Source organism: Cyclobacterium roseum, from assembly GCF_010119225.1.
GTDB lineage: Bacteria > Bacteroidota > Bacteroidia > Cytophagales > Cyclobacteriaceae > Cyclobacterium > Cyclobacterium roseum.
The window spans coordinates 88,065-110,980 of record NZ_WNKF01000009.1; the positions used below are offsets into that span (position 1 = coordinate 88,065).

Annotated in this window: 17 protein-coding genes; 9 read left to right on the forward strand and 8 right to left on the reverse strand. The window is 46.4% G+C overall.

Going from position 1 to position 22,916, the window contains the following annotated elements:
* Positions 1-16: 16 nt before the first annotated feature.
* Genes GJQ68_RS13805 through GJQ68_RS13820 form a run of 4 tightly spaced genes read right to left on the reverse strand, consistent with a single transcriptional unit; the run spans position 17 to position 6,287 of the window.
* Complete coding sequence (locus tag GJQ68_RS13805; RefSeq protein WP_162417844.1) at positions 17-3,193, reverse strand: efflux RND transporter permease subunit; 3,177 nt, start codon at positions 3,191-3,193, stop codon at positions 17-19.
* A gap of 35 nt (positions 3,194-3,228) precedes the next feature.
* Positions 3,229-4,335 (reverse strand): efflux RND transporter periplasmic adaptor subunit, encoded by a 1,107-nt coding sequence (locus GJQ68_RS13810; protein ID WP_162417845.1) that lies wholly within the window; start codon positions 4,333-4,335, stop codon positions 3,229-3,231.
* A gap of 7 nt (positions 4,336-4,342) precedes the next feature.
* Positions 4,343-5,680, reverse strand: a complete 1,338-nt coding sequence (locus GJQ68_RS13815; protein ID WP_162417846.1) for a TolC family protein — start codon at positions 5,678-5,680, stop codon at positions 4,343-4,345.
* 28 nt (positions 5,681-5,708) lie between these two features.
* Positions 5,709-6,287, reverse strand: coding sequence for a TetR/AcrR family transcriptional regulator (locus GJQ68_RS13820; RefSeq protein WP_162417847.1), 579 nt, complete (start codon positions 6,285-6,287; stop codon positions 5,709-5,711).
* Between the two features lie 175 nt (positions 6,288-6,462).
* Between GJQ68_RS13820 and GJQ68_RS13825 the strand changes: the two genes are divergently transcribed.
* The gene (locus GJQ68_RS13825) at positions 6,463-7,224 is read left to right on the forward strand and encodes a helix-turn-helix domain-containing protein (protein ID WP_162417848.1); all 762 of its coding nucleotides are present in this window, start codon (positions 6,463-6,465) and stop codon (positions 7,222-7,224) included.
* A gap of 68 nt (positions 7,225-7,292) precedes the next feature.
* On the opposite strand, the gene GJQ68_RS13830 is transcribed toward GJQ68_RS13825, so the two are convergent.
* Positions 7,293-7,652 carry a response regulator gene (locus GJQ68_RS13830; RefSeq protein WP_162342778.1) on the reverse strand — a complete coding sequence of 120 codons (360 nt, stop codon included), beginning with the start codon at positions 7,650-7,652 and terminating at the stop codon, positions 7,293-7,295.
* 226 nt (positions 7,653-7,878) lie between these two features.
* On the reverse strand, positions 7,879-8,754 hold the full coding sequence (gene rfbA / locus GJQ68_RS13835) for a glucose-1-phosphate thymidylyltransferase RfbA (RefSeq protein WP_162417849.1): 876 nt from the start codon (positions 8,752-8,754) through the stop codon (positions 7,879-7,881).
* A 250-nt stretch (positions 8,755-9,004) separates the two neighbouring features.
* Here rfbA and GJQ68_RS13840 point away from each other — a divergent pair, with 250 nt between their 5' ends.
* The gene (locus tag GJQ68_RS13840) at positions 9,005-9,724 is read left to right on the forward strand and encodes a hypothetical protein (RefSeq protein WP_162342780.1); all 720 of its coding nucleotides are present in this window, start codon (positions 9,005-9,007) and stop codon (positions 9,722-9,724) included.
* Positions 9,725-9,800: 76 nt separating this feature from the next.
* The gene (locus GJQ68_RS13845) at positions 9,801-10,814 is read left to right on the forward strand and encodes a pirin family protein (protein WP_162417850.1); all 1,014 of its coding nucleotides are present in this window, start codon (positions 9,801-9,803) and stop codon (positions 10,812-10,814) included.
* 45 nt (positions 10,815-10,859) lie between these two features.
* Here GJQ68_RS13845 and GJQ68_RS13850 read toward each other — a convergent pair whose 3' ends face one another.
* Positions 10,860-11,729 (reverse strand): sugar phosphate isomerase/epimerase family protein, encoded by an 870-nt coding sequence (locus GJQ68_RS13850; RefSeq protein ID WP_162417851.1) that lies wholly within the window; start codon positions 11,727-11,729, stop codon positions 10,860-10,862.
* 183 nt (positions 11,730-11,912) lie between these two features.
* Here GJQ68_RS13850 and ppgK point away from each other — a divergent pair, with 183 nt between their 5' ends.
* The 4 genes from ppgK (at position 11,913) to GJQ68_RS13870 (ending at position 15,590) form a co-directional block, all read left to right on the forward strand.
* Positions 11,913-12,659, forward strand: coding sequence for a polyphosphate--glucose phosphotransferase (ppgK, locus tag GJQ68_RS13855; RefSeq protein ID WP_162417852.1), 747 nt, complete (start codon positions 11,913-11,915; stop codon positions 12,657-12,659).
* Positions 12,660-12,664: 5 nt separating this feature from the next.
* The gene (locus GJQ68_RS13860) at positions 12,665-13,681 is read left to right on the forward strand and encodes a phosphotriesterase family protein (RefSeq protein ID WP_162417853.1); all 1,017 of its coding nucleotides are present in this window, start codon (positions 12,665-12,667) and stop codon (positions 13,679-13,681) included.
* 268 nt (positions 13,682-13,949) lie between these two features.
* On the forward strand, positions 13,950-14,552 hold the full coding sequence (locus GJQ68_RS13865; RefSeq protein WP_162417854.1) for a 3-keto-disaccharide hydrolase: 603 nt from the start codon (positions 13,950-13,952) through the stop codon (positions 14,550-14,552).
* 210 nt (positions 14,553-14,762) lie between these two features.
* On the forward strand, positions 14,763-15,590 hold the full coding sequence (locus GJQ68_RS13870) for a universal stress protein (protein ID WP_162417855.1): 828 nt from the start codon (positions 14,763-14,765) through the stop codon (positions 15,588-15,590).
* A 346-nt stretch (positions 15,591-15,936) separates the two neighbouring features.
* On the opposite strand, the gene GJQ68_RS13875 is transcribed toward GJQ68_RS13870, so the two are convergent.
* Complete coding sequence (locus tag GJQ68_RS13875; protein ID WP_162417856.1) at positions 15,937-17,526, reverse strand: Na/Pi cotransporter family protein; 1,590 nt, start codon at positions 17,524-17,526, stop codon at positions 15,937-15,939.
* Between the two features lie 381 nt (positions 17,527-17,907).
* On the opposite strand from GJQ68_RS13875, the gene GJQ68_RS13880 reads away from it, so the two are divergent.
* Together GJQ68_RS13880 and GJQ68_RS13885 are read left to right on the forward strand one after the other, a co-directional pair.
* The gene (locus GJQ68_RS13880) at positions 17,908-19,293 is read left to right on the forward strand and encodes a 3-keto-disaccharide hydrolase (RefSeq protein ID WP_162417857.1); all 1,386 of its coding nucleotides are present in this window, start codon (positions 17,908-17,910) and stop codon (positions 19,291-19,293) included.
* Between the two features lie 585 nt (positions 19,294-19,878).
* The gene (locus GJQ68_RS13885) at positions 19,879-22,902 is read left to right on the forward strand and encodes a SusC/RagA family TonB-linked outer membrane protein (RefSeq protein ID WP_162417858.1); all 3,024 of its coding nucleotides are present in this window, start codon (positions 19,879-19,881) and stop codon (positions 22,900-22,902) included.
* The last annotated feature ends 14 nt before the right edge of the window (positions 22,903-22,916 follow it).

Genomic DNA, 22,916 nt, shown 5'->3' on the forward strand with positions numbered 1-22,916 from the left:
AGGATGCTACTTGCCATCAACTATGATGGCTTTCAATCCATTCGGTATCGGCGTTATCCTCCAGGCGTTTCAACTCCTTTTTCCCGTAGGCTACACGGGTAATAGCCACGTAAAGGACCGGTACAAAGAAAATGGCCAAAAACGTTGCCGCCAACATGCCCCCAATCACTGTCCAGCCAATGGTCTCCCGGGCTACGGCCCCGGCTCCATTGGACAATGCCAAGGGTACCACGCCAAGTATAAAGGCCATGGATGTCATGATAATCGGACGTAGACGAAGTTTTGCCGCCTCCAGCGTCGCCCGGACCAAGGGCATGCCCCTATCCACCCGATCCTTGGCAAATTCCACAATAAGAATGGCATTTTTGGCAGCCAGTCCTATCAGGGTGATCAATCCAATCTGGGCATACACATTATTGTCCAGGTGCGGTAAAAAGGTCAATGCCAGAATGGCTCCAAAAGCCCCGAGTGGCAAGGCAAATAATACCGAAAAAGGAACCGACCAACTCTCGTACAAGGCTGCCAAAAGCAGAGAAACAAGAATGATGGCAAGGGAAAATATCAAAATGGTACTGTTCCCTGCAGCCATCTCTTCCCGACTCAGGCCTGAAAAGTCGTACCCATACCCTTCTGGCAGTACCTCTGCTGCTACTTCCTCCAAGGCCTGAATGGCCTGCCCCGAACTGTAGCCCGGTGCCGCATTGCCGTTGATTTCCGTCGAACGGAACAAGTTGTAATGAGAAATCACGGGCGAACTTTCCACCACCTCATAATTCACAAGTGCCGATAGCGGTACCGACGCACCCTGCCGGTTCAAGACGTAATATTGTTCCAAATCATCCATTCCGGCCCGATAGGCTGTGTCTGCCTGCGTGACCACCCGGAAATTCCGACCGTATTTCGTGAAATCGTTGACATAGGAGGACCCCATCAGACCGGACATGGTACCAAATACATCCGTAAGGGAGATTCCCAGCTTTTTCACCTTTTCCCGGTCCACTTCCACGTGGTACCCTGGGGTCTTGGCCGTGAAAAAGCTAAAAGCCCTCGCAATTTCCGGTCGGGCATTGGCTTCCTGAAGAAATTGTCCCATTACTTGCTCCAATTCTTTCACGTCTCCACCCGCACGTTGTTCCAACATAAAACTAAAACCACCCGTCTGCCCCAAACCAGGGATAGCGGGCGGGGGGACTACCACTACATTGGCTTCTTTGATTGCCTGAAACTTTTGGTTCAGCGTCGCGATCAAGCCGAATAATTGAAGTGAAGGGTCTTTTCGCTCCTCCCAGGGATCCATCTGTACAAAGAAGGTAGCCGAATTGGGTTTAAAGGAGAAATTGATGGCATTTAAACCTCCGATTCCGGTGAGGTTGTTAATCCCATCAGTCGATTGGATCAATTCGGTCATGTCTTCCATCACCTTCCGGGTTCTGCTGGAGGAGGCTCCCTCGGGCAACTCCACAGAGACAAATAGCCTTCCTTCATCTTCAGTAGGTAAAAAACCGGTTGGTTTATTCTGAAATAATCCGAAGGTGCCGACGACTATCACCACCAACATCACCAGGGCCAGTGGTGTCTTTTTTATCCAGCTATTCACCCCTCCGGTATATTTTCCGGTGACCCGGCCAAACCAATTATTGAACCAATAAAAAAAGCGGTTGAGTCCCCTGCTCTTTTCATGCACCGGGGAAGGCTTCAGAAGCAAGCTGCAAAGTGCCGGCGTAAGTGTCAATGCCACAAAAGCTGAAATCAATACCGAGATGGCAATGGTGATCGCAAACTGCTGGTACATCCTACCCACGATACCCGGAATAAATCCTACCGGTATGAAAACCGCTGCCAAAATCAAGGCAATGGCAATCACCGGTGCGGTAATATCCTGCATGGCTTTCCGCGTAGCCTCTCTGGCAGTAAGCTTGAAACGATCAATGTAATGCTGGGCGGCTTCCACCACCACGATCGCATCATCCACCACAATCCCTATCGCCAATACAAACCCAAACATGGTCAGGGTATTGATGGTAAAGCCAAGTGGCACAAAGAAAATAAAGGTACCGATTATCGAAACCGGAATGGCCAAAATCGGAACCAAGGTAGCTCTCCAGCTCTGCAAAAATAAAAACACCACGACGATAACCAGAAGCAGGGCCTCCGCAAAGGTTTTAATAACCTCGTTGATCGAAACCTCCACAACCGAAACCGATTCAAAAGGTACGATATAATCTACATCTGCCGGAAACGTTTCCTTGAGGTTTCCAAGGGCTTCGTATATGCCCTCGGCTGTCTCCACCGCATTGCTTCCGGGAGCCTGATAGACCAAAAGAATGGCCGCTTCCTTGCCGTTGACGGTTGAATACCGGCTATAGTCAAATTGCCCCAGTTCCACCCGGGCAATGTCTTTAAGGTATATCAGCGATCCATCTTCGGGATTGCTACGCACAATTATATCTTCAAATTCTGCCTCATCCTCCAGCCGCCCATTCACGGTAATGGGATACTCAAAAGCCTGGGAGGAAAATTGGGGCATACCACCCACGGTACCGGCAGCCACCTGCAGGTTTTGTTCCTGAATGGCCTGATTCACCTGAGCGGTGGAGACTCCATATTGAGACATCTTATCAGGGCGCAACCATATCCTCATGGAAAAATCCTGTCCGATAGCATTGATATCTCCTACCCCATTTACCCGTAGAAGGGCATCTTTAATAAAAATGTTGGTATAGTTGGAGAGAAATTTGGGATCATGGGTACCTTCCGGTGAGAAAATACTGATCACCATCATGATACTGGGATTTCGCTTTCGCACCACTACTCCCAATCTCCTCACTGCTTCCGGTAGCGTGGGCTCTGCAATGCTGACCCGGTTCTGAACATCCAGTGTGGCAATATCAATGTCCGTCCCCACATCGAAGGTAACGTTCATCTGCATCTGTCCCATACTGGTATTATTGGAGCTGATATAGGCCATTCCGGGAGTTCCATTGACTTGCGTTTCGATGGGAGTAGCCACCGTTTGTTCCACGGTCTGGGCATTCGAACCCACGTAATTTGCCGAAACAGAAACCACCGGTGGTGTGATATCCGGGTACTGCGTCACCGGAAGTGTGAGTGCTGCCAATGCGCCTACCAGTACGATCACGATGGAGATCACCATGGCCAAAACCGGCCGTTTTATAAATACTTCTGAGATCATGAACCTGACTTTTATGTAAAAAAACTGCCCGTATATTATTGGAGTTGCACTTTAGCCCCCTGTCGGAGCTTCTGGATGCCCTCTACCACGATGTTCTGTCCGGCGTCCAGCCCTTCCCGAACCACTACTTCCGGTCCCAAAACAGTTCCCAGGCTAAGCGTTTGCTGGGACACCGTGCTGTCGGCGGCGATCACATAGACAAAATATTCCCCCATTTGCTCGGTGACAGCCTTATAGGGAATCACTACCTGCTCTCCATAATCCTGATTTACTACCTGCAGCATAGCGGTCATCCCAGGCACGAGCATGCCTTCCGGATTGGGAAACGCTACCCGCACGTTCAAGGTCCCGGACTGCCTTCCTACCGCCCGGTCCATGGTAACCAATTTTCCCGGATAGGGATAAACCGATTCATCACCCAACCGGAGCGTAAAAAGCGAATCGGGACTGCTTCCAGCATTCATCAGCCGGTTAAAGCGTGGAATTTCCTTTTCATTAATCACAAAGTCCACCTGAATCGGCCCGGAAGAAGAAATGGTATTCAGGAGTGGCTGTCCCGGAGAAACCTGGCCTCCCACCCGAACCTGGGAAATGCCCACCTGTCCGGCAAAGGGGGCCGTAATTAACGTGTATTGCAAATCGGTACCTGCAGAGGCTACCTGGGCTTCTGCCGCCTGAACCTGGGCCTCCGCCGCCAAAAGTTCCGCTCTGGCATTGTCCAGCACCTGTCTGGCAATGGCTTCTTTTTGATCCAACCGCTCGTACCGCTCCACGTCCTTTTCTACGCGGGCCAGATTTGCCTGCGCCGATGCGAGGGAGGCTTCCGCCTGATTTTTGGCAGCCAGGTATTTGCTCTGATCGATCTCGTACAGCTTTTGTCCCCGACTGACTTTCTGCCCGTCTTTTACAAAAATCTGCGTAACATAGCCGCTTACCTGAGGCCGGATTTCTACTTCATTGACGGCTACCAAGGTGGCCGGATAGTTGTCCAGACCGGTTACCGGCCTTGAGGCTACCTGATAGGTGCTGACCGATACAGGCGGTGGTGCCACAGCAGTTTGACCGCCAGAACCACCACAGCTTGACATGATCATTGCCAGGACAACTAACAGGACGAAAGAATTGCGTATCACATGTTTCATTTTTGTATCAAAGTGAAGTATTGATGGATGAAGGATTAATCTGACCCAGGGCCCGCATGAGGTCAAGCTTACTGGATAGCACCGTGAAAAGTGCCCGGTAATGGTTCAACTGGGCCGTACGAAGCTCCGTTTCCGCTACGATAAGGTCTACGTAGGCTTTCACCCCTTCGTCATATTGCAGTTTGATGGTTTCATAGACTTCTCTGGCCAATTCCTTATTGGACTGAAGTGTCTTCCACTCATAATAGCTGGATTGATAGTCGGCCAGTGCCCGCTCGTATTCGGTAAACAGTTGCTTTTCAAAGTCCAGAAGACCGAGTTCCGCACGGTCCTGCTGCAGCCGGGCAATCTTGACTTCTTGCACTCGCTTGCCTCCTTGAAATAGTGGTATGGCCAGGGTCAGCCCTACCGAGGAAGTGGGAAACGACTGCCTGTATAGCCCGGAAAAATCCCGGTTAAAAAACAGGAAATTATAATTATAAAACCCATTTAGGGACGGGATAAAGGCCCATTGCGCATACTTGGTGTTCAGCTCGGTTGTAGCCAATTGGGTCTTGGCCAATTGGTATTCCACCCGTTGCTCCAAACTAAAATCAAAGCCCTCCTCCCAATGGGCGGTTTGCTCCAGGGATTCATAAGCATAATTCAATGCCAGTTCCTCATCCTGTGGGAAACCCGCCAGTTCTTTAAGGTAAGCATACTTGGCACTGAGCGATGCATTCACCCTGTTGCGGTCACTTTTAAGGTTGGCCAGGCTAATACTTGCACGCTGGAAATCGGTTTTGTCTACCAACCCGGCCTCATACCTGCTTTTCGCGTCCAGGTATTGCTTTTCCTGCCGAACCATGTTTTCATCCAAAACCCGGATTTGCTCGTATGTCAGCAGGATATCGTAATAAGCCTTGGCAACAATCACCACCGTATTGATGCGGTTGGTTTCCAGTGACTGACTCAATTCCTCCTTTACCAGCCCGGCACCCCGGTAGGCAAAAAACTGATCCCGGTCAAACAAGGTCTGGGTAGCGGAGAAATTAAAGTTACTGGCAAAGGGCTGACCAAACGTAATCAACTCATCGCCGATAGGCTGCGTTTGGAGTTTGAGATTGTTGGTGAGTTGATAGTTCGCACTGACCTGAGGGAGCCAACCCGACAGGCTGGATTTGATCTGGCGCTCCCCGATCTGCTGATCCAACTCGGACTGCTGCACTCCGGGACTATTTTGCAAAGCAAAATCCACCAACTCGGGTAGCGTTAATCCATTCGTCTGAATGGAGTCGGACTGAGCATTCACTTCCGGAGCAATCCCCAGAAACAGAAGAAGGAGAAGGTTGAGGTAATTGTTCATCGATAATGATTGGTTTAAAAAAGAAGCATTAATGGTTTTTAATCCCATCCCAAACCATTTGGGGGATTTGCGTCAGCTCCCCTTTCACAGACTGGGTTTTGGATTCAAAATAGGTAAGGTATCGAACTAGGGAAATAACACTACCGATCACCATTATGGCCAGAATCTGAGGGCTAAGGGGTTTTAATGCCCCTACCGCAACCCCCTGCTCAAAAAACTTCCCCAACCAGGCTCCCCAAAGGTCCGTAGATTGTTGAAGTTCGGGCGTATTATAGGGGCTGCTGACGAATTGCTCCATAAAACTTTGAAATGCAGGTTTGGAAAGGTATAGCGAAGTAAGGTGATCCCAAAAGGCGAAAAACCGCTGCTGAAATGGGAGCTCCGGATTGTCTTTAGTCGAAACCTCGGCCAGTACCTTGAGCTTTACGTATTTATATAGTTCCAGGATCATTTCATCTTTACTGTTAAAATAAGTATACACGGTACCAGCCGCCACCCCGGCTTCCCTGGCGACCCTGCTCACAGGGGTACCATGAAATCCATGCACCCGGATCAGCTCCAGCGCACTTTCAAATAACAGGGTTTTCTTATCTTGAATTGGTTCCATTTGAGCTAGTGAATGAACGTTCAATCAATTTTAGTATAAGAAGGTTCCCGGATCGCTGCTTTTTTTGCATCTTTAGGTAAATGTCGGGTGAATGCCGGGCGAATTCCGAGCCTATTTCGCTAACATGTTGCTTTTTTACCCTGAAATTGCCCTGACAAAATAAAGTTACAACGCTATGAAACAGCCATCATTAGGAATTAAAATTGCCGGATTAAGAAAAGCCAAGGGCATCACTCAGGAGGATTTGGTCGAACGCTGCAACCTAAATGTCAGAACCCTTCAGCGAATCGAAGCGGGGGAAGTACAGCCCCGATCACATACCATTAAAGCACTTTTTGAAGCCCTGGGTCATTCCTGGGAGGAAGAGTCAATAAAGGCTAATTCTGAAATCCTATCTCCCGTGTTTATTTACCTGGCAATGGCCTCTGGAATTATTTATTTCTTTCTCGCCTATTTCGATATCGCCATGGAAATCGAATGGATGGAAACCGATGAGAAAATGGTTTCTTACCCGCTGGTACTGATTAAAGTTTTTACATTTCTAACCTACACCGGATTCCTTTTGGGCTGGCTGGCTTTGGAAAAACACTTCCCAAATTTCATCCTGAGGATTGCCTTATGGGTGATGATTGGTAGTAATTTGATCTGGTATTGCTTTGACCTGTTTGCCATCTTCTCCCCTCAGCTATCCATGGAATCTTACTATCTGGTTAAAGTCATGGGGTTTGGTGCCGCGTATGCCTTCCTGGGCGCAGGGTATTTGGGATATGGAGAGCCCTGGGGAACCATAACAAAAGTGATCGGGGCGCTGGGATTAGTTGCTGGAATTTTTCTTTTTTCCGGGTTTGCTGTAATCCTGGGCCTGATACCGTTGACCCTATTTGAGTTAGGCCAAATCGCTCTGATGGTTTGGGGAATCAAATCGTTAAAAACATAGGTCCCGGGCAGTGCCCGGGACCTATGTACTTTCGATCAAAAATTAATCTTAAACCCTACAAAAAGACTTCAATTCCGGAAAATCTCCGGGATGCTTTCCTTAACGGATAGTTTGGAAAGAAATTTCTTTACTTTATTGTTTGCATTGGCTTTTTCACGGTCAGTCTTATCCAGGGAGCCGCTTAAAATATAAATTTCAGAGCCTACTATTTCTGCATTAAACCGATCCAAAAAATCCCATCCACTCATCTGAGGCATGATCAGATCGAGAAATAAGTACTGTGGACGGATTTCCTTTACCTTAATCAAGGCCTCTGTCGCTGAATAGAAAGTGTGAATCCGATAGGGGCCGTTTACACTTTTACGAATGAATTTTTCCGTAACAAATGTGCTTACCCTGTCGTCGTCAACCAAAACAATATCTACCATTGAAATACAATTATTACACTACAAAAAACAAATAGATTAGTACAAACATAAAATAAAAATCAAACACCTCCAAAAATCAGAGCGTTTTTTTATCATTTTTTATGCGTTTCAGATATTGTTTTTTGTATTTAACCCCAATGGAGGCAAGCTATCCCGGCCGGACCCTGGAAGTTAAAGCGTCTAGTAGACGGAAAAAACATGTCAAAAAACCGGCAAAGATCGCATGCTAAAAATTTAAATTTTGGCTTACAAGCTTTTTGAGGTACTCTCCGTAGCCGCTTTTCCCCAGTTTTTCGGCTGATTCCAGTAATTTTTCCTGATTAATAAATCCATTTCGATAAGCAATCTCTTCGATGCAGCCTATTTTCAGCCCCTGCCGTTCCTCTATGACTTCCACAAACTGGGCTGCCTGTAGCAGGGACTGATGGGTGCCGGTATCCAGCCAGGCCGTTCCCCGATTCAGAATGGCTACGTTAAGCTTGTCTTTCTTCAGGTACACATTATTAATGTCCGTAATTTCCAATTCACCTCTGCTGCTGGGACGGATGTTTTTGGCAATTTCCACCACTTCATTATCGTAAAAATACAAACCGGGCACCGCAAAATTTGATTTTGGAGAAGTCGGCTTCTCTTCGATGCTAAGCACCTTGTAATCCGCATCAAACGCCACTACTCCGTATCGTTGGGGGTCGTTGACATGATAGGCAAATACCACACCCCCTTCCGGATCCGTATGTTCTTTTAAGGTGCGGTACAAGCCGGTCCCATAAAAAATATTGTCTCCCAGTATCAAAGCCACCTTGTCATTGCCGATAAATTTCTCCCCAATAATAAAGGCCTGGGCCAGCCCCTCGGGCTTGGGCTGAATGGCAAACTGAAAATCGCAGCCAACCTGACTACCATCCCCCAGTAATTTCCGAAACGCATCGTGATCTTCCGGAGTAGTGATGATCAAAATTTCCCGAATGCCCGCCATCATCAGGACGGACAGGGGGTAATAGATCATGGGCTTGTCGTAAACCGGCATCAACTGTTTGCTAACAGCAATGGTTAAGGGATAAAGGCGTGTGCCGGAACCCCCAGCTAAAATAATTCCTTTCATAAAAACATAATTGATTTCAAAATTATACTGAATCAGCTCAAAATCTAAAATAGTAGGGGCAGGGGAAATTCCGCAAGCAACCCGGATGTACCTGTTCCAAACCCTACCCGTGTCTAAAATAGGTAATATTTCCTTCCTACTAAAATTTCTCCTCTAATTCATCCATTTTTTGTGCTTAAATTCAATTTATCCGTAAGAAATGGTAATTTTAACCGTTACTACCTGTACCCAATCAACATTAAAGCAGACGATGAAAAAAATCCTTTCCACAATCCCTTTCCTGCTTGCAGCAGCCCTGTTTTTCCCATTTACGGTTTCAAGTCAAAATTTTTACAAGGAAAAGGTTTCAAGAAACCAGTACTATCAAGTCGGATTGGGTCTGGGAGCCATGTATGCGGATAACGCTGGTCGGTTTCGGGGATTGGATGTCAAGACGGGTCCTGCGGTTTCCTTGACCTACGGCCGAAAAATCCACTCCAATATCAATCTGAATGCTAACCTGGGCTACCAACACACGCGGAGTCAGGATCAGGACTATTTTACCCCTCAGGTCATTGATACCTGGCGAAGTACCGGTCAAGCCGTTGGCAGCAAAAACAACATGATCTACCTGGACCTGATGCCTACGCTCCATATTTTCGGTTCTGAAAACCATACTCAGCGCAAACGAGTGAACGTATATATGGGGACTGGATTGGGCCTACTACTCAATTTAAACGAGGAAACCCGGCTGGAAGCCAATGGGCCTGCCAGGAGCAATAACTCCCGGATCGTGGGATACATTCCTGTCAAAGGGGGTCTTAGTTATCGCTTAAACCTGTATACAGATATCGCCTTCGAAGGAAACCTGCTGATGACTTTTTCAGACCAACTAGACGGTAACGAAGGGTTTAACCGCTTCAATGACTATCCGGTTTCCGGACAGCTTATATTCAGGCATTACCTCAATCCGCTAAAAGGCTACGATTAACAATTATTTTTCCATAAGGGAACTAAACGACGAAAATCGGGATTATTACATGTATATACACATAAATAATCCAATTATGACAGCAATACTTAAAGCCATCCGACCATTGGGATTTCACTGGCAAACACAAGATCCGTTTTTATTCTGTGCCCATCATCAGGATGTGTTTCCGGAAGGAACGCCGGACATGGCCCCATTGACTGGTCTGAATGGAAGACAGATCGGTCAGGATTTTTCAGGACAAGATGGCTGGAGCATGTACCATGGAAGCAAGGTACCCGGTTTTCCAGCCCACCCCCATAAGGGTTTTGAGACGGTTACCATTGTAGAGGAAGGGCTGGTAGACCATTCTGACTCCCTGGGAGCTGCCGGAAGGTTTGGCAATGGAGATACCCAGTGGATGACCGCCGGGAAGGGAGTGATGCATTCGGAGATGTTTCCCCTGCTAAATGAGCAGCGTAAAAACCCCCTGCACTTGTTTCAGATCTGGCTCAATCTACCTCAGGCAAATAAAAACGTGCCGGCGCATTTTAAAATGATGTGGAACGAGGATATTCCTGTAAAGGTTGTCCGGGATGAGCAGGGAAAGGCCAGTCATTTTAAGCTAATCGCAGGGCAGTTTGGTGACATGAAGGCCTTGGCTCCTGCTCCGGATTCTTATGCGGCTGATCCCGCCAATGAGGTAGCCATCTGGCTGATTACGGCCGAGCCAGGAGCCCAATTCACCCTTCCAGAAGTAGGAGCGGCCACAGATAGAAGTCTCTTCTTCTATGCAGGAGACCAGATGGAGACGGCGGGAGAACGTATCTCAAAGGAACACTCCATCGATCTGGCCGGGGGGAATGCCTTGGACGTACGTAATGGAAACGAAACGGGGTATTTTCTCTATTTGCAGGGAAAACCCCTGGGCGAGAAAGTGGTGCAGCACGGCCCCTTTGTCATGAACAGCAATCAGGAAATCCAGGAAGCCGTATACGAATTCCAACGAACCCAATTTGGGGGATGGCCCTGGAAAACCCACGAACATACTCATCCTAAAGAAAGAGGGCGCTTTGCCATTCACGCCGATGGCAGAGAGGAAATAAAATAAAAATCGTTCAAAAAAACCGGCGAATTCCTTCGCCGGTTTTTTTTATTATTTCACGTAATTTGAGTTTGCCAGGTATTCGTAGCTCATGGCCACACTTTTTACCGGTTCAAAATTATAACGTTCCACCTCCACGTAGTACCCCTTCATTCCCTGAGCGTAAGCGGCTTTGAATATGGGCGCGAAATCCATGGTACCGCTTTGCCCGATCTCCTCTTCGTCTTTGATGTGTAGCAATGGAAACCTACCCGAATATTTATTCAGATAATCTACTGGATCGTAGCCCCCTTTGGTGGCCCAGTAAACGTCGAGTTCCATGCAAAAAAGGTCGGGATCGGTATTTTCAAGCATAAAATCATACATTACCTTTCCCTCTATTTTTTCAAACTCCCGGGCGTGATTATGAAATCCGAACTGAAGATCGTATTCCTTAGCGATGTATCCTACCTGATTGTAATAGGTACACCAGGTCTCCAATTCCCTCAAGGTGTCCGGTTTGGGCATGGATGGTTTTATCAGGAATTCGGCTCCTACGGCAGCATGCGCATCCGCGGCCTGCTTCCACCAGTCCATGGCTGCCGTGTGATTGGCACCCGAAAAATCCCTGGGGCCACCCACGTGGGCACTTTGCATGTGCATGCCCAGATCCATCACCATTTTCTTTATCTCTTTTGGAGAAGATCCGTATATCTTCCCATCAGCATAGTTGGCTGCCTCCAGCTTTTTAAAGCCAATATCCGCTACTTGCTTTAATATTCCCGGGACATTGCCTTTAATATCCTCCCTTAAGGAATACAATTGCAGCCCGATTTGCTTGCTGGCCGGAGCCGCCCCCAACCAGTGGGTACTACTGGCGGTAGCCAGACTGAGTAAACCCAGTTTTTTCAAAAATGATCTTCGCTGATAGGTAGTTTGCATGGTTATTTGGTTACAGTTGAGGTAATCACACCTTAATAAAGGATAAAGCTAGCTAGAATTTATGTTTTTAGGAATGAATATTTTTGTTTTCGCATTTTAAACCTTCGAAGCAGGGGAATCAGGCTAATTTTTGCTAACTTGTATCGCCAAAATAAAATTTTGTTGGATACTAAATAGTTTTGAATGGAAATATTAGGATTGGATATAGGGGGGTCTGGAATCAAAGCCGCCCCGGTAAATATCGAAACCGGGGAATTGACAGCAGAGAGGTTCAGGGTCCCTACACCCATACCTACCAAACCGGGAAGCGTGGCAGAGGCCGTGCAGACCTTGGTGAACCATTTTGAATGGACAGGCCCCATAGGCTGTGGGTTCCCTACGGTGGTGAACAACGGTCGCTGCATGACCAAAAGTAACATCCACAAAAGCTGGGTGGGCGTTCAGGTGGATCGGCTGTTTTCCGAAAAAACAGGGCTTCCGGTCACTGTGATCAATGATGCCGACGCTGCCGGCCTGGCTGAAATGACCTTTGGTGCAGGCAGTGGAAAAACGGGACTGGTCGTAACCGTTACCATCGGCACCGGACTGGGTACCGGCGTATTTTATAATGGTCAATTGATTCCCAATTTCGAATTGGGCCGTATCTATTATAAAAACGGACAGATTATCGAATATTTTGCCGCTGACTCGGCCCGAAAGAACGAAAACCTTAGCTACAAAACCTGGGGGAAGCGCTTCAATAAATTCCTGAAACATACGGTGCGGATTATTTCTCCAGATTTGTTTATATTGGGAGGAGGGGCCAGCAAAAAGCTGGATAAATTTGAAAACGAGATCACCATCGATGTTCCGGTAATCGTCGCAGAAAATAAAAACGAAGCAGGAATTATCGGAGCCGCCATGGCAGCATACTTAAAATTAAATCCATAGACTTCATGAAAAATCCGGTTCTTCTGCTGATCATATTTACGATATCCGGCTGGATACCGGCTGGATTTGGTCAGAATCAGGAGATCATGACCGTGAAGGGTCCCATTCCTGCCAATCAAATGGGTAGAAGCCTTATCCACGAACATCTGCTGGTGGATTTTATCGGTGCCGACAAAATCACCGCTACCCGTTGGGATCGGTCGGCGGTGGTGGAAAAAGTAAGGCCTTTTGTAGCGGCATTGCCAGCCATGAAAATCCAAACCCTCGTTTCCTGCACCCCAGCGTATTTGGGAAGAGACCCGGAATTACTCCGGCAGCTTTCTGAACAAACCGGCATTCAAATTCTTACCAACACTGGGTATTACGGAGCGGTGGACAATGCCTTCCTGCCCGCGCATGCCTTTTCTTCCTCTGCCGAAACCCTCGCCGGGATCTGGACCGATGAATGGAAAAACGGTATTGGACAAACCGGTATCAAACCAGGCTTTATTAAAATCGGCGTAAACAGCGGTAGCCTTTCCAAATTGCATCAAAAATTGATACACGCTGCCGGACTGACTCATAAGCAAACGGGGCTAACCATCGCTTCCCATACCGGGCCATTCCTCCCTGCCAAGCAACAAGTAGCTTTATTAAAGGCAAACGGTGTTCATCCGAGTGCCTTTATCTGGGTACATGCCCAAAATGAATCTAATATGGAAAATTATTCCACCCTTGCAGCGGAAGGAGCCTGGATTAGCCTGGATGGCGTACAGCCCTCCAACCTACAGGAATACCTGGAAAAGCTCCGCTATCTCAGGGAACAGGGCTGGCTGGAACAGGTGTTGATTTCCCACGATGCCGGCTGGTATCGACCAGGAGAAGAAGATGGAGGCCATTTCAGGGACTTTTCCACCATCAGCACTCAATTCATTCCCTTGCTTCTGAAGAATGGATTTACCGAAGAAGACATAAATCAATTGTTGGTGAAAAATCCGGCCAATGCCTTTTCCGTTCGAAAAAGAATCTATACCGGTAATTGAACCATCTACCCAAAAATTCGAGTCCTTATGAATTTAAAAGAACTAAGATACAAATCGGGTTTTCCTGCTTGAACTATTAAAACAGGATTACCGCGCCTGTTAAATAAAATGGGGCTTACTCAGCAAATAGTTTCCTTACCGAAAAACCTTTGGTACGAAACATGCTGTTTCTTTAAATCAAAATGCTTTTCTTTAACAAGAATAGATTAACTAACTCGAACACAAATAAATCAATAGAATCAATTTAAGCATATAAACCCAAATCAAAATGAAAATCAGAACCATTCTTCCCAGCTTGCTGATCGCCTTATTCCTGATCAACACGACCCATGCTCAGGAGGTAAAAATGAAATCAATTTTTAACGGTAAAAGCCTGAAAGGCTGGACCGTTGAACCAGAGGACAATATTTGGTGGACCGTGGAAAACGGAATGATCTCCGTAGAGAATGACCCCAGCAAAACCGGCTCCACGCTATGGACGAAAAAAGAATACAGCGATTTTATTGTTCAAATGGACTTTCTAATGGGAAAAGGAACCGTAGACTCCGGGATATTCTTGCGCTCAGATAAAGACCAGATACAAATTGGCATCTCCGGATCCCTTCAGCGGGACATGACCGGATCCCCTTACATTCCTGGAAAATCCTATCCGGTGGAAGCGGAAGGAGTAAAAGCGCTTCTCAAAACGGACGAATGGAACACCATGAAGGTAAAAGTGGAAGACCAAACCTACACCGTATGGCTAAATGGAGAGGAAGTCATGACCTATACTTCTGAAAATATGCCTGAAAAAGGCCCTATCGGACTACAACTCCACCCCAACAACGAGATGAGCATCGCCTTCAAAAATATCCAGGTGGGTAAATTATAAAAATCAGGTTTCAGATACCATTCAGAACAGAACAATGGAAACTATCAGGTTTATTACTGACCTGGATCATGTTTTTTTAAAAAACATTTTGTTTATTTTGAAATACAGTATCAACGCAGAAGATGGATGAAACAGGTAGTCGCCAAAAAAGTCAGTGCTAGCTGTCCATCTAGATAAAACGAGCTTTTAACAAAAAAAAAAACGATCACCATGAAACGCATTATTGTTCCCGTAGATTTTTCTCCCTATAGTGAAAACGCCTTTCTAACGGCATCGAAAATTGCCGCAAAGGGAGATGCTTCCATCACCTGTATCAACGCCATCAACTCGGAACTGGACTGGAAAAACCTATCCGAAGCCGAGAAGGCCAAACATCAGCAAATTATTGACCTGGAAGCAGAGGCAAAAGATAAGCTAAAATCCTTCATCGCTGACCATAAGGTAAAAAGCACTCCCATAGAGGCCGTCGTAGAAGTGGGTGTGCCCGGACAGGTGCTGGTTGATTTGGCCGAAAAACAGAAGGCCGACCTGATCGTTATCGGTGCCTATGGCCGAGGCTACGAAGAAGGTAAATTTATTGGGTCCACCACCCAAAAAGTGATGCGGCAGGCAAACTGTCCTGTACTGGCCGTAAAGAAAGTAATGGATGGAAGGGCGATGAAAAAAATGGTTTTTGCTTCTCTGTTCAATGAGGTAAGCAGACCGGCTTTTACCCGAATGAAGCCCCTGATCAAAACCATCGGAGCCTCTGTATATTTCCTATACATCAATACGCCTGCGAAGTTTACCGATAGTGCCAGAGCGGAAAAGCTGATGCGGAATTATGCAACCGGTCAGGAAGATCTGATCATCCACCGGCATATTTACAATCACGAGGAGGCAGAAAAAGGAATCGTGGCATTTGCGGAGGAAGAAAATGCCGGGATCATCGCCATCGCCTCTAATGTGCGGAAATCCAGCGCCTCCTATCAGATTGGCGTTACCGACACGGTCCTGTTCAAGACAGACATTCCTGTTTTAAGCGTGAAATTTGAATAAGTACTTTTGAACGAGGCCAGGGTTTTAGGACAATCCTGGCCTTTTTTTTTTATTCCCCATTTATTTTTGTAAGGAGCCAGTCGGGTAAAAAGGACCGATTAGCTATTCATTACCGTAAAGGAATATTGGGTTTGTATCCTGTTTGAAATTGCTGTAATAACGTTTCCGGCGGCATTGGTTTTTCTCCAACGATGGGCATGTCGGAAGGAAAATCTTCGCCGCTATCTTTGCAATCCCAATCCATCCACTGCAAACAAGCCAGGACATTCGCATTATTAGGGTATCCAACCCCACCAGGCCCTCAACCTATCCAGGCTAAATCGATCAACATCCCACCAAATACGTATCAGTCCTTCTCTAGTGACTCGGGCTCTTTCTTTCGCATGGACCCGATGCCTTCCCAAATCAGTCCCAGACCAGAAAAAACCTGCTGGATCACATTTGCCAGGGTGGAAATGCTCACATCGGTTTTTTTATTACGGAGGTGGCTGTAGAGAGAATGTATTCGAGCTGAATAATTGGATTTGAGTTTTTCCTCCACGGCATGTAGCGTGTGGGCATCCGCTTTATCCAATCCATGGTATTCTTCGAAAAGGGTCAAGAAATCTTTCACCTCTTCCTGCACCTCCGCCAGCACCTCCCCTACAAACGGTTCGGTAGCGTCTTCCATTTCTTTCAGGTTATGGATGACATCTTTGAATTCCTTGGCTCCAACCACCAGCAGCCGTAGGGTATGGGTCAACTCCGACAAGTGATTGGCCTCCTCGGGACTCAGGTTTTTCTCCTGCAGGCCCAGGGCAAACTGAAAAAGCTCCTCCTCCAGGTCTTTAAGTTGCTGGTAATCCTGAAGTAGGTTCTTAGGTTGAAAGGTAATTTTTCGCCATACTGAGGCATCCTTTTTGGGACCCTTCTGCTTGTGTATGATTTTCCACACCAACTTTAACGTATTTTTCAACACCCCATCCAATTCTTTCTCGAGGGCCATCAGCGCCACCGATGGCAGGTCCAGGGGGACGTTTTTGACAAACCGGGACCTGCCTTTGGGAATATCCGAGCGAAATCTCCGCTTCAGCCAGCCCTCCAGGGGCGATAAAAACGGAAAAAACCCCAGGATCATCAGTCCGTTTACCAGGGAATTCAACAGCACCAGTTCCATCAAAGGGTCCGTTAGATCAAAAACATAACTGCTCGCAAAAATCAACTGGTCGATCCAGAAAAAACAAAAGATTCCTGCCAGAAAGTTAAAGCCAAAATTAGCCAGTGCCAGTCTTTTTTTATCCGCAGTGCCCCCCACGGATCCAAGGATCAGTGTGAAAGTGGTCCCGATATTGGCTCCTATGATCATAGACAAGGCATGATCCGTACCAATCACCTGCGCATTGACCCCGCTCAAAACGATGACAATCATGGCCGAACTGGATTGGATCATGGCAGTAACCACTAGCCCCAATACCAGGTACCACCAAAGTCCGTACTCCCTGAATGCACTCAAATCTACAGCAGAAGCATACGCATCGATGGCTAGCTTCATGTAATCCAGGCCCAGAAACAACAGGCCAAACCCCAATAAAAACATGCCTGTATTTTTGAGAAAAGGCCGGCTATTATTCAGCAAATAGGTCATGACGCCAATCGCCAGGAAGGGGTAGGCAAAATCGGCCACGCTGATTTTAAAACCAAAAGTAGCAACGATCCAGGCAGTGAAAGTGGTTCCCAGGTTGGCTCCCAATACCACCCCCAGTGCGTTGCGCAAATGGAGCATCCCGCCCCCGAGGAAAGCCAGTACCATCAGGGTCACCAGGGAACTGCTCTGCAAAATGGCCGTGATCAACGTCCCAACCAAAATACCTTTCCATGCTTTGTCGGTATAGGTATGCAGCATATTCTTAAAGGAATTTCCTGCCAATTCCTTAAGGGCCAACTCTAGCTGACTCATACCCCAAAGAAATAACCCTATACCAGCGAGAAACGCCCAATAATCGAATACTCCTTGCATAGCTGTGAACAAAAATAGATGCATACCAAATGATGGGAACCTAGGGTTCCGAATGCCAAATTTCAGCGACCAGAAATAGGGCATGTAGAAACAGGTAAACCTACGCCGCTAAAATTAATGAATTTTGAGGCAATTGTTGGCCTGGAAAAATGAAATTACCCGGATGGAAAGCCTTTTTATGAATTTCTTACAGGTAACTGTGCAATCGATTGCGTATTTTTTTTATATATTCGAAAGATAATGGTTATCTTTAAATCTATCGTAACCGTTACCTGTCCCTAGCGGCAAAAAAACATAAGAACACGTAAACGAACCCAAATTATGAACAAACAAAATCTAATCCTGTTAAACCTGGCCATTTTCCTTTTGGCAGCCTGTGGGCAACCCACGGTGGAGACCAAGGAGGGCTGGACCAATTTATTTGACGGGGAAACCCTGGACGGTTGGCATCAATTGGATGGAGAAGCTGAATTCAGCATCGAAGACGGTGTGATCGTAGGATCGGCCGTGGCGAACACCCCAAACACCTTTCTGGTGACGGACGAAACATACGAAGATTTTATCCTGGAATTGGAAATCCGGGTAGATGATGAATCGAGCAATTCCGGAGTGATGGTCAGAGGACAACACAACCCCGATGCCAATGACGGAAGAGGAAGGGTCTTCGGCTATCAGGTGGAATGTGATCCAAAAGAGAGAGCCTGGTCGGGCGGTATCTACGATGAGGCCAGAAGAGGTTGGCTTTATCCGCTTACTTACAATCCAGATGCCCGAAGCGCTTTTAAACTAGGTGAGTTCAATACTTACCGCATTGAATTTATCGATAATACACTTAAAACCTGGGTCAATGGGCAGGAAGTAGCCTACCTGGTTGACGATATGGACCAGTCCGGTTTTATCGGCCTGCAAGTCCACGGCATCGGCGACAATCCGGAAAACGCCGGCAAGAAAACATATTTCCGGAATATCCGGATCAAGACGGAAGACCTAAGTCCCACACCCTTCGAAAATGATGTTTTCGTAGTCAGCACGCTCGACAACGAACTGACTTCCTATGAAGAGGAAATCGGTTGGAAACTGTTATTTGACGGCACTAGCAGCGATGGCTGGCGGAGTGCTCGGGCAGAAACCTTTCCCGATGGGGGCTGGACCATCAATGACGGGGTGCTGACCATAGAAGCTTCTGATGGAAGGGAATCTGCGAATGCCGGAGATATCGTCACAGTGGATCAGTACAGTGCCTTTGACCTGTCTTTCGATTTTAAACTGACCGAAGGAGCGAATAGTGGGGTGAAATATTTTGTAACCTTAAACGAAAACAATACCGGATCCGCCATTGGATTAGAATACCAGATATTGGATGATGAAAGGCATCCGGACGCCAAACAGGGTAAAGACGGCAACCGTACGCTGGCATCGCTCTACGATCTGATTAAGGCAGACAAGCAGTCCCGATTTGTCCGTCCTATAGGAGAGTGGAACAAAGGCCGGGTCGTAGTGCATCCCGATAATACGGTCGAACATTATATCAATGGCTTGAAAGTAGTGGAATACACCCGAGGTTCCGATGCCTACCGGGAACTGGTAGCCGATAGCAAATACCAGAAATGGGAGAACTTCGGCGAAGCAGAAGAGGGACATATCCTACTTCAGGACCATGGGGATGAAGTCCATTATAAAAATATCAAAATCAGAGAGCTGAATTAAACAAAAATTTCAAATTGAGAAGCTAAAAAAACAAGTCCGACGGGCTTGTTTTTTTTTATATCTTCGATCTACTTGAGCAAAACAAAACCATCTTAAAACGAAATAAAAGCTTGAAATTTTGAAACAAGTACTCGTTAGGAAAGATAGAACCCTTCCCTTAGAAATACACCTGTGCTCTCCCATTTTTTTAAAAATGGAGGCCCTCGAAAAAAGGAGTGTTTTCTTCTGGATATGCCGTTGAAGGCATTTTTACAAGTGAGAAAAAGTAAGGTAGCATTCTCCGATACTCCTAATTTCCCCGTTAACTATCGCCGCTTTTTTAAAAAAATATCGTAACTGCTTTTATTTTATTACCGTTAATATCACTATATTTCCGACCATATAAATCTACGCAACCGATTGCATATTTCTCTGCTAAAAAATGTAGTTGTGACATTAAATAAATAATTTTACCCAAATACTAATAAATTAGACGATCTCCTAAAAATGAAAATTATGTAAAAATCAAGAACAAACTCGAAAGCCGGAAATTGTTCCTTCAATTTCCATAAAAAACAAATTTCAATTCCAATTAAACCTAAAATTATGACCTCGAGAAATTACTTGAAATCAGGGCTTTTATTGCTCCTGATGGTTATAGGTACCCACCTGGCACAGGCACAGAACGTGCAGGTAAGGGGACAAATAACCGACGAAAACGAAATGCCCATACCGGGAGCCTCTGTATTGGTTAAAGGCACATCAACAGGTGTAGCTGCTGACCTGGATGGGAATTATAACATTTCCGCCCCCTCCAATGCCACCCTGGTATTCTCTTTTATTGGGTACTCTCCTAAAGAAATAGAAATAGGCAACCAATCCGAGATAAATATCCAATTGGAACCGAATGTTTCAGATCTGGATGAAGTAGTGGTAACCGGGTATGGTACTACCCGAAAAAGCCAATTGACGGGAGCCATTTCCTCCGTTGGCAACAAAGAAATAGCAGAATTACCCATAGTGGATGCCCGGCAGGCCCTACAGGGACGTGCTACCGGAGTAGATGTGACCCAGGCGGGAAGTAAGCCCGGATCGGCACCGCAGGTAAGGATCCGAGGAAGACGGTCCTTTAATGCCGGCAACGACCCGCTTTACGTAGTGGATAATATTCCTATTGCAGGCGGTATTAATGACATCAACCCGCAGGACATCACTTCAATGGAAGTGCTAAAAGATGCCTCGGCCACTGCTATTTATGGTTCAAGAGGTGCCAATGGGGTGGTTTTGATTACCACCAAAAGAGGGCAAGCCGGTAAAACCATCGTCTCTGTAGACTCTTACTACGGTGTCAATCAGAGTTTGGGACGTATAGAAAATTTCAATGGCGAAGAATTTGCCGAATACAAAAGGGAATCTCGTCGGGCAGTAGGGGAATACCCTGAAGGACCTGCCACCCAGGAAGCAGACGAAGGCCTCTTCGAACCCAATGAACTGGAAAGCATTCGATTGGGAAGAAGTTATGATTACATCGATGCCTTGACCCGAACAGGGTCTATTCAGAGTCACCAGGTTAGTGTTTCTGGGGGTAGTCAGAAAACCACATTCTTCCTCTCCGGAAACATGTTCCGTGATGTGGGTGTGGTAAAACTTCAGGATTTTACCCGGTATTCTTTCAGAGCAAATATCGACCATGAATTGAATGATAAATTCCGAATTGGAACTTCCACCCTGTTTACCTACAGTGAAAGAAATGGGGAGAATTTCAATCCACTAGGCGGAGCACTGCAGGAAAATCCATTGGGCAAAACCTTTAATGACGACGGTTCCATTAATTTCCAACCTACTCAAGATGGTTTAAGAACCAATCCTTTGGCGGAGATTGTACCCGGTGCTCATGAGGACCTTACCAAACGATACCGGATCTTTAACAGTATTTATGCGTTATGGGAAATTTCCCCAGGATTAACTTTCAGAACTAATTTTGGACCTGACATCACTATTAGAAGAAGTGGCCGGTTTATAGGTGCTCAAACCAATAATAGAAGAGGTGGGGATCCTACAGGCAGTATTGCAGAGGAATTTCAGGTGAATTACACCCTGGAAAACATCCTCAATTATACAAAAACCTTTAACGAGGATCATACTTTCCAATTTACTGGATTGCAGTCCCTTCAAAAGGATAACCGGGAATTTACCAATATTAATGTTTTGGGTATCCCTGCTGAAAGTCAATTGTTTCACCGCCTGGGAGATGCCAGCCAGATAACCGGCGCCAACACCAACCTCATTCAGTGGACCTTGCTATCCTACATGGGCAGGTTAAATTATGACTACAAAGGTAAATACCTTTTAACAGCCACCGTAAGAGCGGATGGGTCTTCCAGATTTGGGGAAAACAACCGATTTGGCTATTTCCCTTCTGTGGCCTTTGGTTGGAATATTGGGGATGAGGATTTCTTAGCAGGGAGCTCCGTATTGGACCAGTTGAAGTTAAGAACCAGTTATGGTTCCATTGGAAACCAGGGAATTGATCCTTACCAGACTCAGCCATTATTGGCCCGTACCGCATACGAGTTTGGCGGAACCGCTGCATTTGGCTACCGACCAGGAACCATCGGAAACCCTGATTTAAGGTGGGAAACCTCCACCACCGCTAATGCCGGTTTGGATTTTGTATTTTCTCAAGGTAGGATTGCCGGTACCGTGGAATATTATGTAACCACAACCACCGACCTATTGGCACCACAGCCCCTACCTAATTCCACCGGCTTTGGAGGATTTATTACCAATATTGGTAAAACCCAAAACAGGGGTATTGAATTGACTTTAAATACCATCAACGTCGACAGGGGTGGATTCAGATGGTCTACCGATTTCATCTTTAATAGAAACAGAGAAGAAATCTTAGAATTGGCTGACGGAGATGACGTAGGAGCCGGAAGATTTATCGGTGAGCCTTTAACGGTCTTTTTTGATTGGAACAAAGAAGGCATCTGGCAACTGGACGAAGCAGATGAAGCGGCTGTATATAGTGACCAGCCAGGACTGATCAAGATCGAAGACACCAACGATGATGGCCAAATCAATGCTGCTGACCGGCAAATATTAGGATCTGCCGTTCCTGACTTCAGTGGGGGTATTACCAATCGATTCTCCTATAAAGGAGTAGATCTTTCCTTTTTCCTTTTCGGCAGAGTGGGTTCCATGATCAGAAGTGCATTCCACACCGGTGGATTCAACGCCCTGGCTGGAAGGTACAACAACCTGAATGTAGACTACTGGACACCTGATAATCCTACAAATGATTATCCCCGCCCTAATGCAAATCAGGAATTCCCAAAATATTCCTCCTCCTTACAGTACTTTGATGGTACTTTCTTGAAGGTGAGAAATATCAATTTGGGATATACACTACCTGCTCCATTGGTTTCGAGACTTAAAATGGAAAGCCTGAGGGTTTATGCCAGTGTGCAGCAACCTTTTATCTTTTCAGAATACCGGAGCCGGCATGCAGGTATCGATCCTGAGACCTTTATTGATGGTGAACAGGGTGTAGAAGGTGGGGTTATCAATTCCAATATTGCGCCGGCTGTGACCCAAATCACCTTTGGTATCAATGCTAAGTTTTAAAGTGTAACCTCAAT

Bases quoted from the DNA above. Each gene is read 5' to 3' on its own strand.
- GJQ68_RS13860 (WP_162417853.1), top strand. From the start codon at position 12,665: ATGAAAAATCCGGTTCTTCTGCTGATCATATTTACGATATCCGGCTGG.
- GJQ68_RS13830 (WP_162342778.1), bottom strand. From the start codon at position 7,652: ATGGTAGATATTGTTTTGGTTGACGACGACAGGGTAAGCACATTTGTT.
- GJQ68_RS13865 (WP_162417854.1), top strand. From the start codon at position 13,950: ATGAAAATCAGAACCATTCTTCCCAGCTTGCTGATCGCCTTATTCCTG.
- GJQ68_RS13810 (WP_162417845.1), bottom strand. From the start codon at position 4,335: ATGAAACATGTGATACGCAATTCTTTCGTCCTGTTAGTTGTCCTGGCA.
- GJQ68_RS13880 (WP_162417857.1), top strand. From the start codon at position 17,908: ATGAACAAACAAAATCTAATCCTGTTAAACCTGGCCATTTTCCTTTTG.
- GJQ68_RS13840 (WP_162342780.1), top strand. From the start codon at position 9,005: ATGAAAAAAATCCTTTCCACAATCCCTTTCCTGCTTGCAGCAGCCCTG.
- GJQ68_RS13875 (WP_162417856.1), bottom strand. From the start codon at position 17,526: ATGAGTCAGCTAGAGTTGGCCCTTAAGGAATTGGCAGGAAATTCCTTT.
- GJQ68_RS13885 (WP_162417858.1), top strand. From the start codon at position 19,879: ATGACCTCGAGAAATTACTTGAAATCAGGGCTTTTATTGCTCCTGATG.
- GJQ68_RS13870 (WP_162417855.1), top strand. From the start codon at position 14,763: ATGAAACGCATTATTGTTCCCGTAGATTTTTCTCCCTATAGTGAAAAC.
- GJQ68_RS13850 (WP_162417851.1), bottom strand. From the start codon at position 11,729: ATGCAAACTACCTATCAGCGAAGATCATTTTTGAAAAAACTGGGTTTA.
- ppgK (WP_162417852.1), top strand. From the start codon at position 11,913: ATGGAAATATTAGGATTGGATATAGGGGGGTCTGGAATCAAAGCCGCC.
- GJQ68_RS13815 (WP_162417846.1), bottom strand. From the start codon at position 5,680: ATGAACAATTACCTCAACCTTCTCCTTCTTCTGTTTCTGGGGATTGCT.
- GJQ68_RS13805 (WP_162417844.1), bottom strand. From the start codon at position 3,193: ATGATCTCAGAAGTATTTATAAAACGGCCGGTTTTGGCCATGGTGATC.
- GJQ68_RS13820 (WP_162417847.1), bottom strand. From the start codon at position 6,287: ATGGAACCAATTCAAGATAAGAAAACCCTGTTATTTGAAAGTGCGCTG.
- GJQ68_RS13845 (WP_162417850.1), top strand. From the start codon at position 9,801: ATGACAGCAATACTTAAAGCCATCCGACCATTGGGATTTCACTGGCAA.
- rfbA (WP_162417849.1), bottom strand. From the start codon at position 8,754: ATGAAAGGAATTATTTTAGCTGGGGGTTCCGGCACACGCCTTTATCCC.
- GJQ68_RS13825 (WP_162417848.1), top strand. From the start codon at position 6,463: ATGAAACAGCCATCATTAGGAATTAAAATTGCCGGATTAAGAAAAGCC.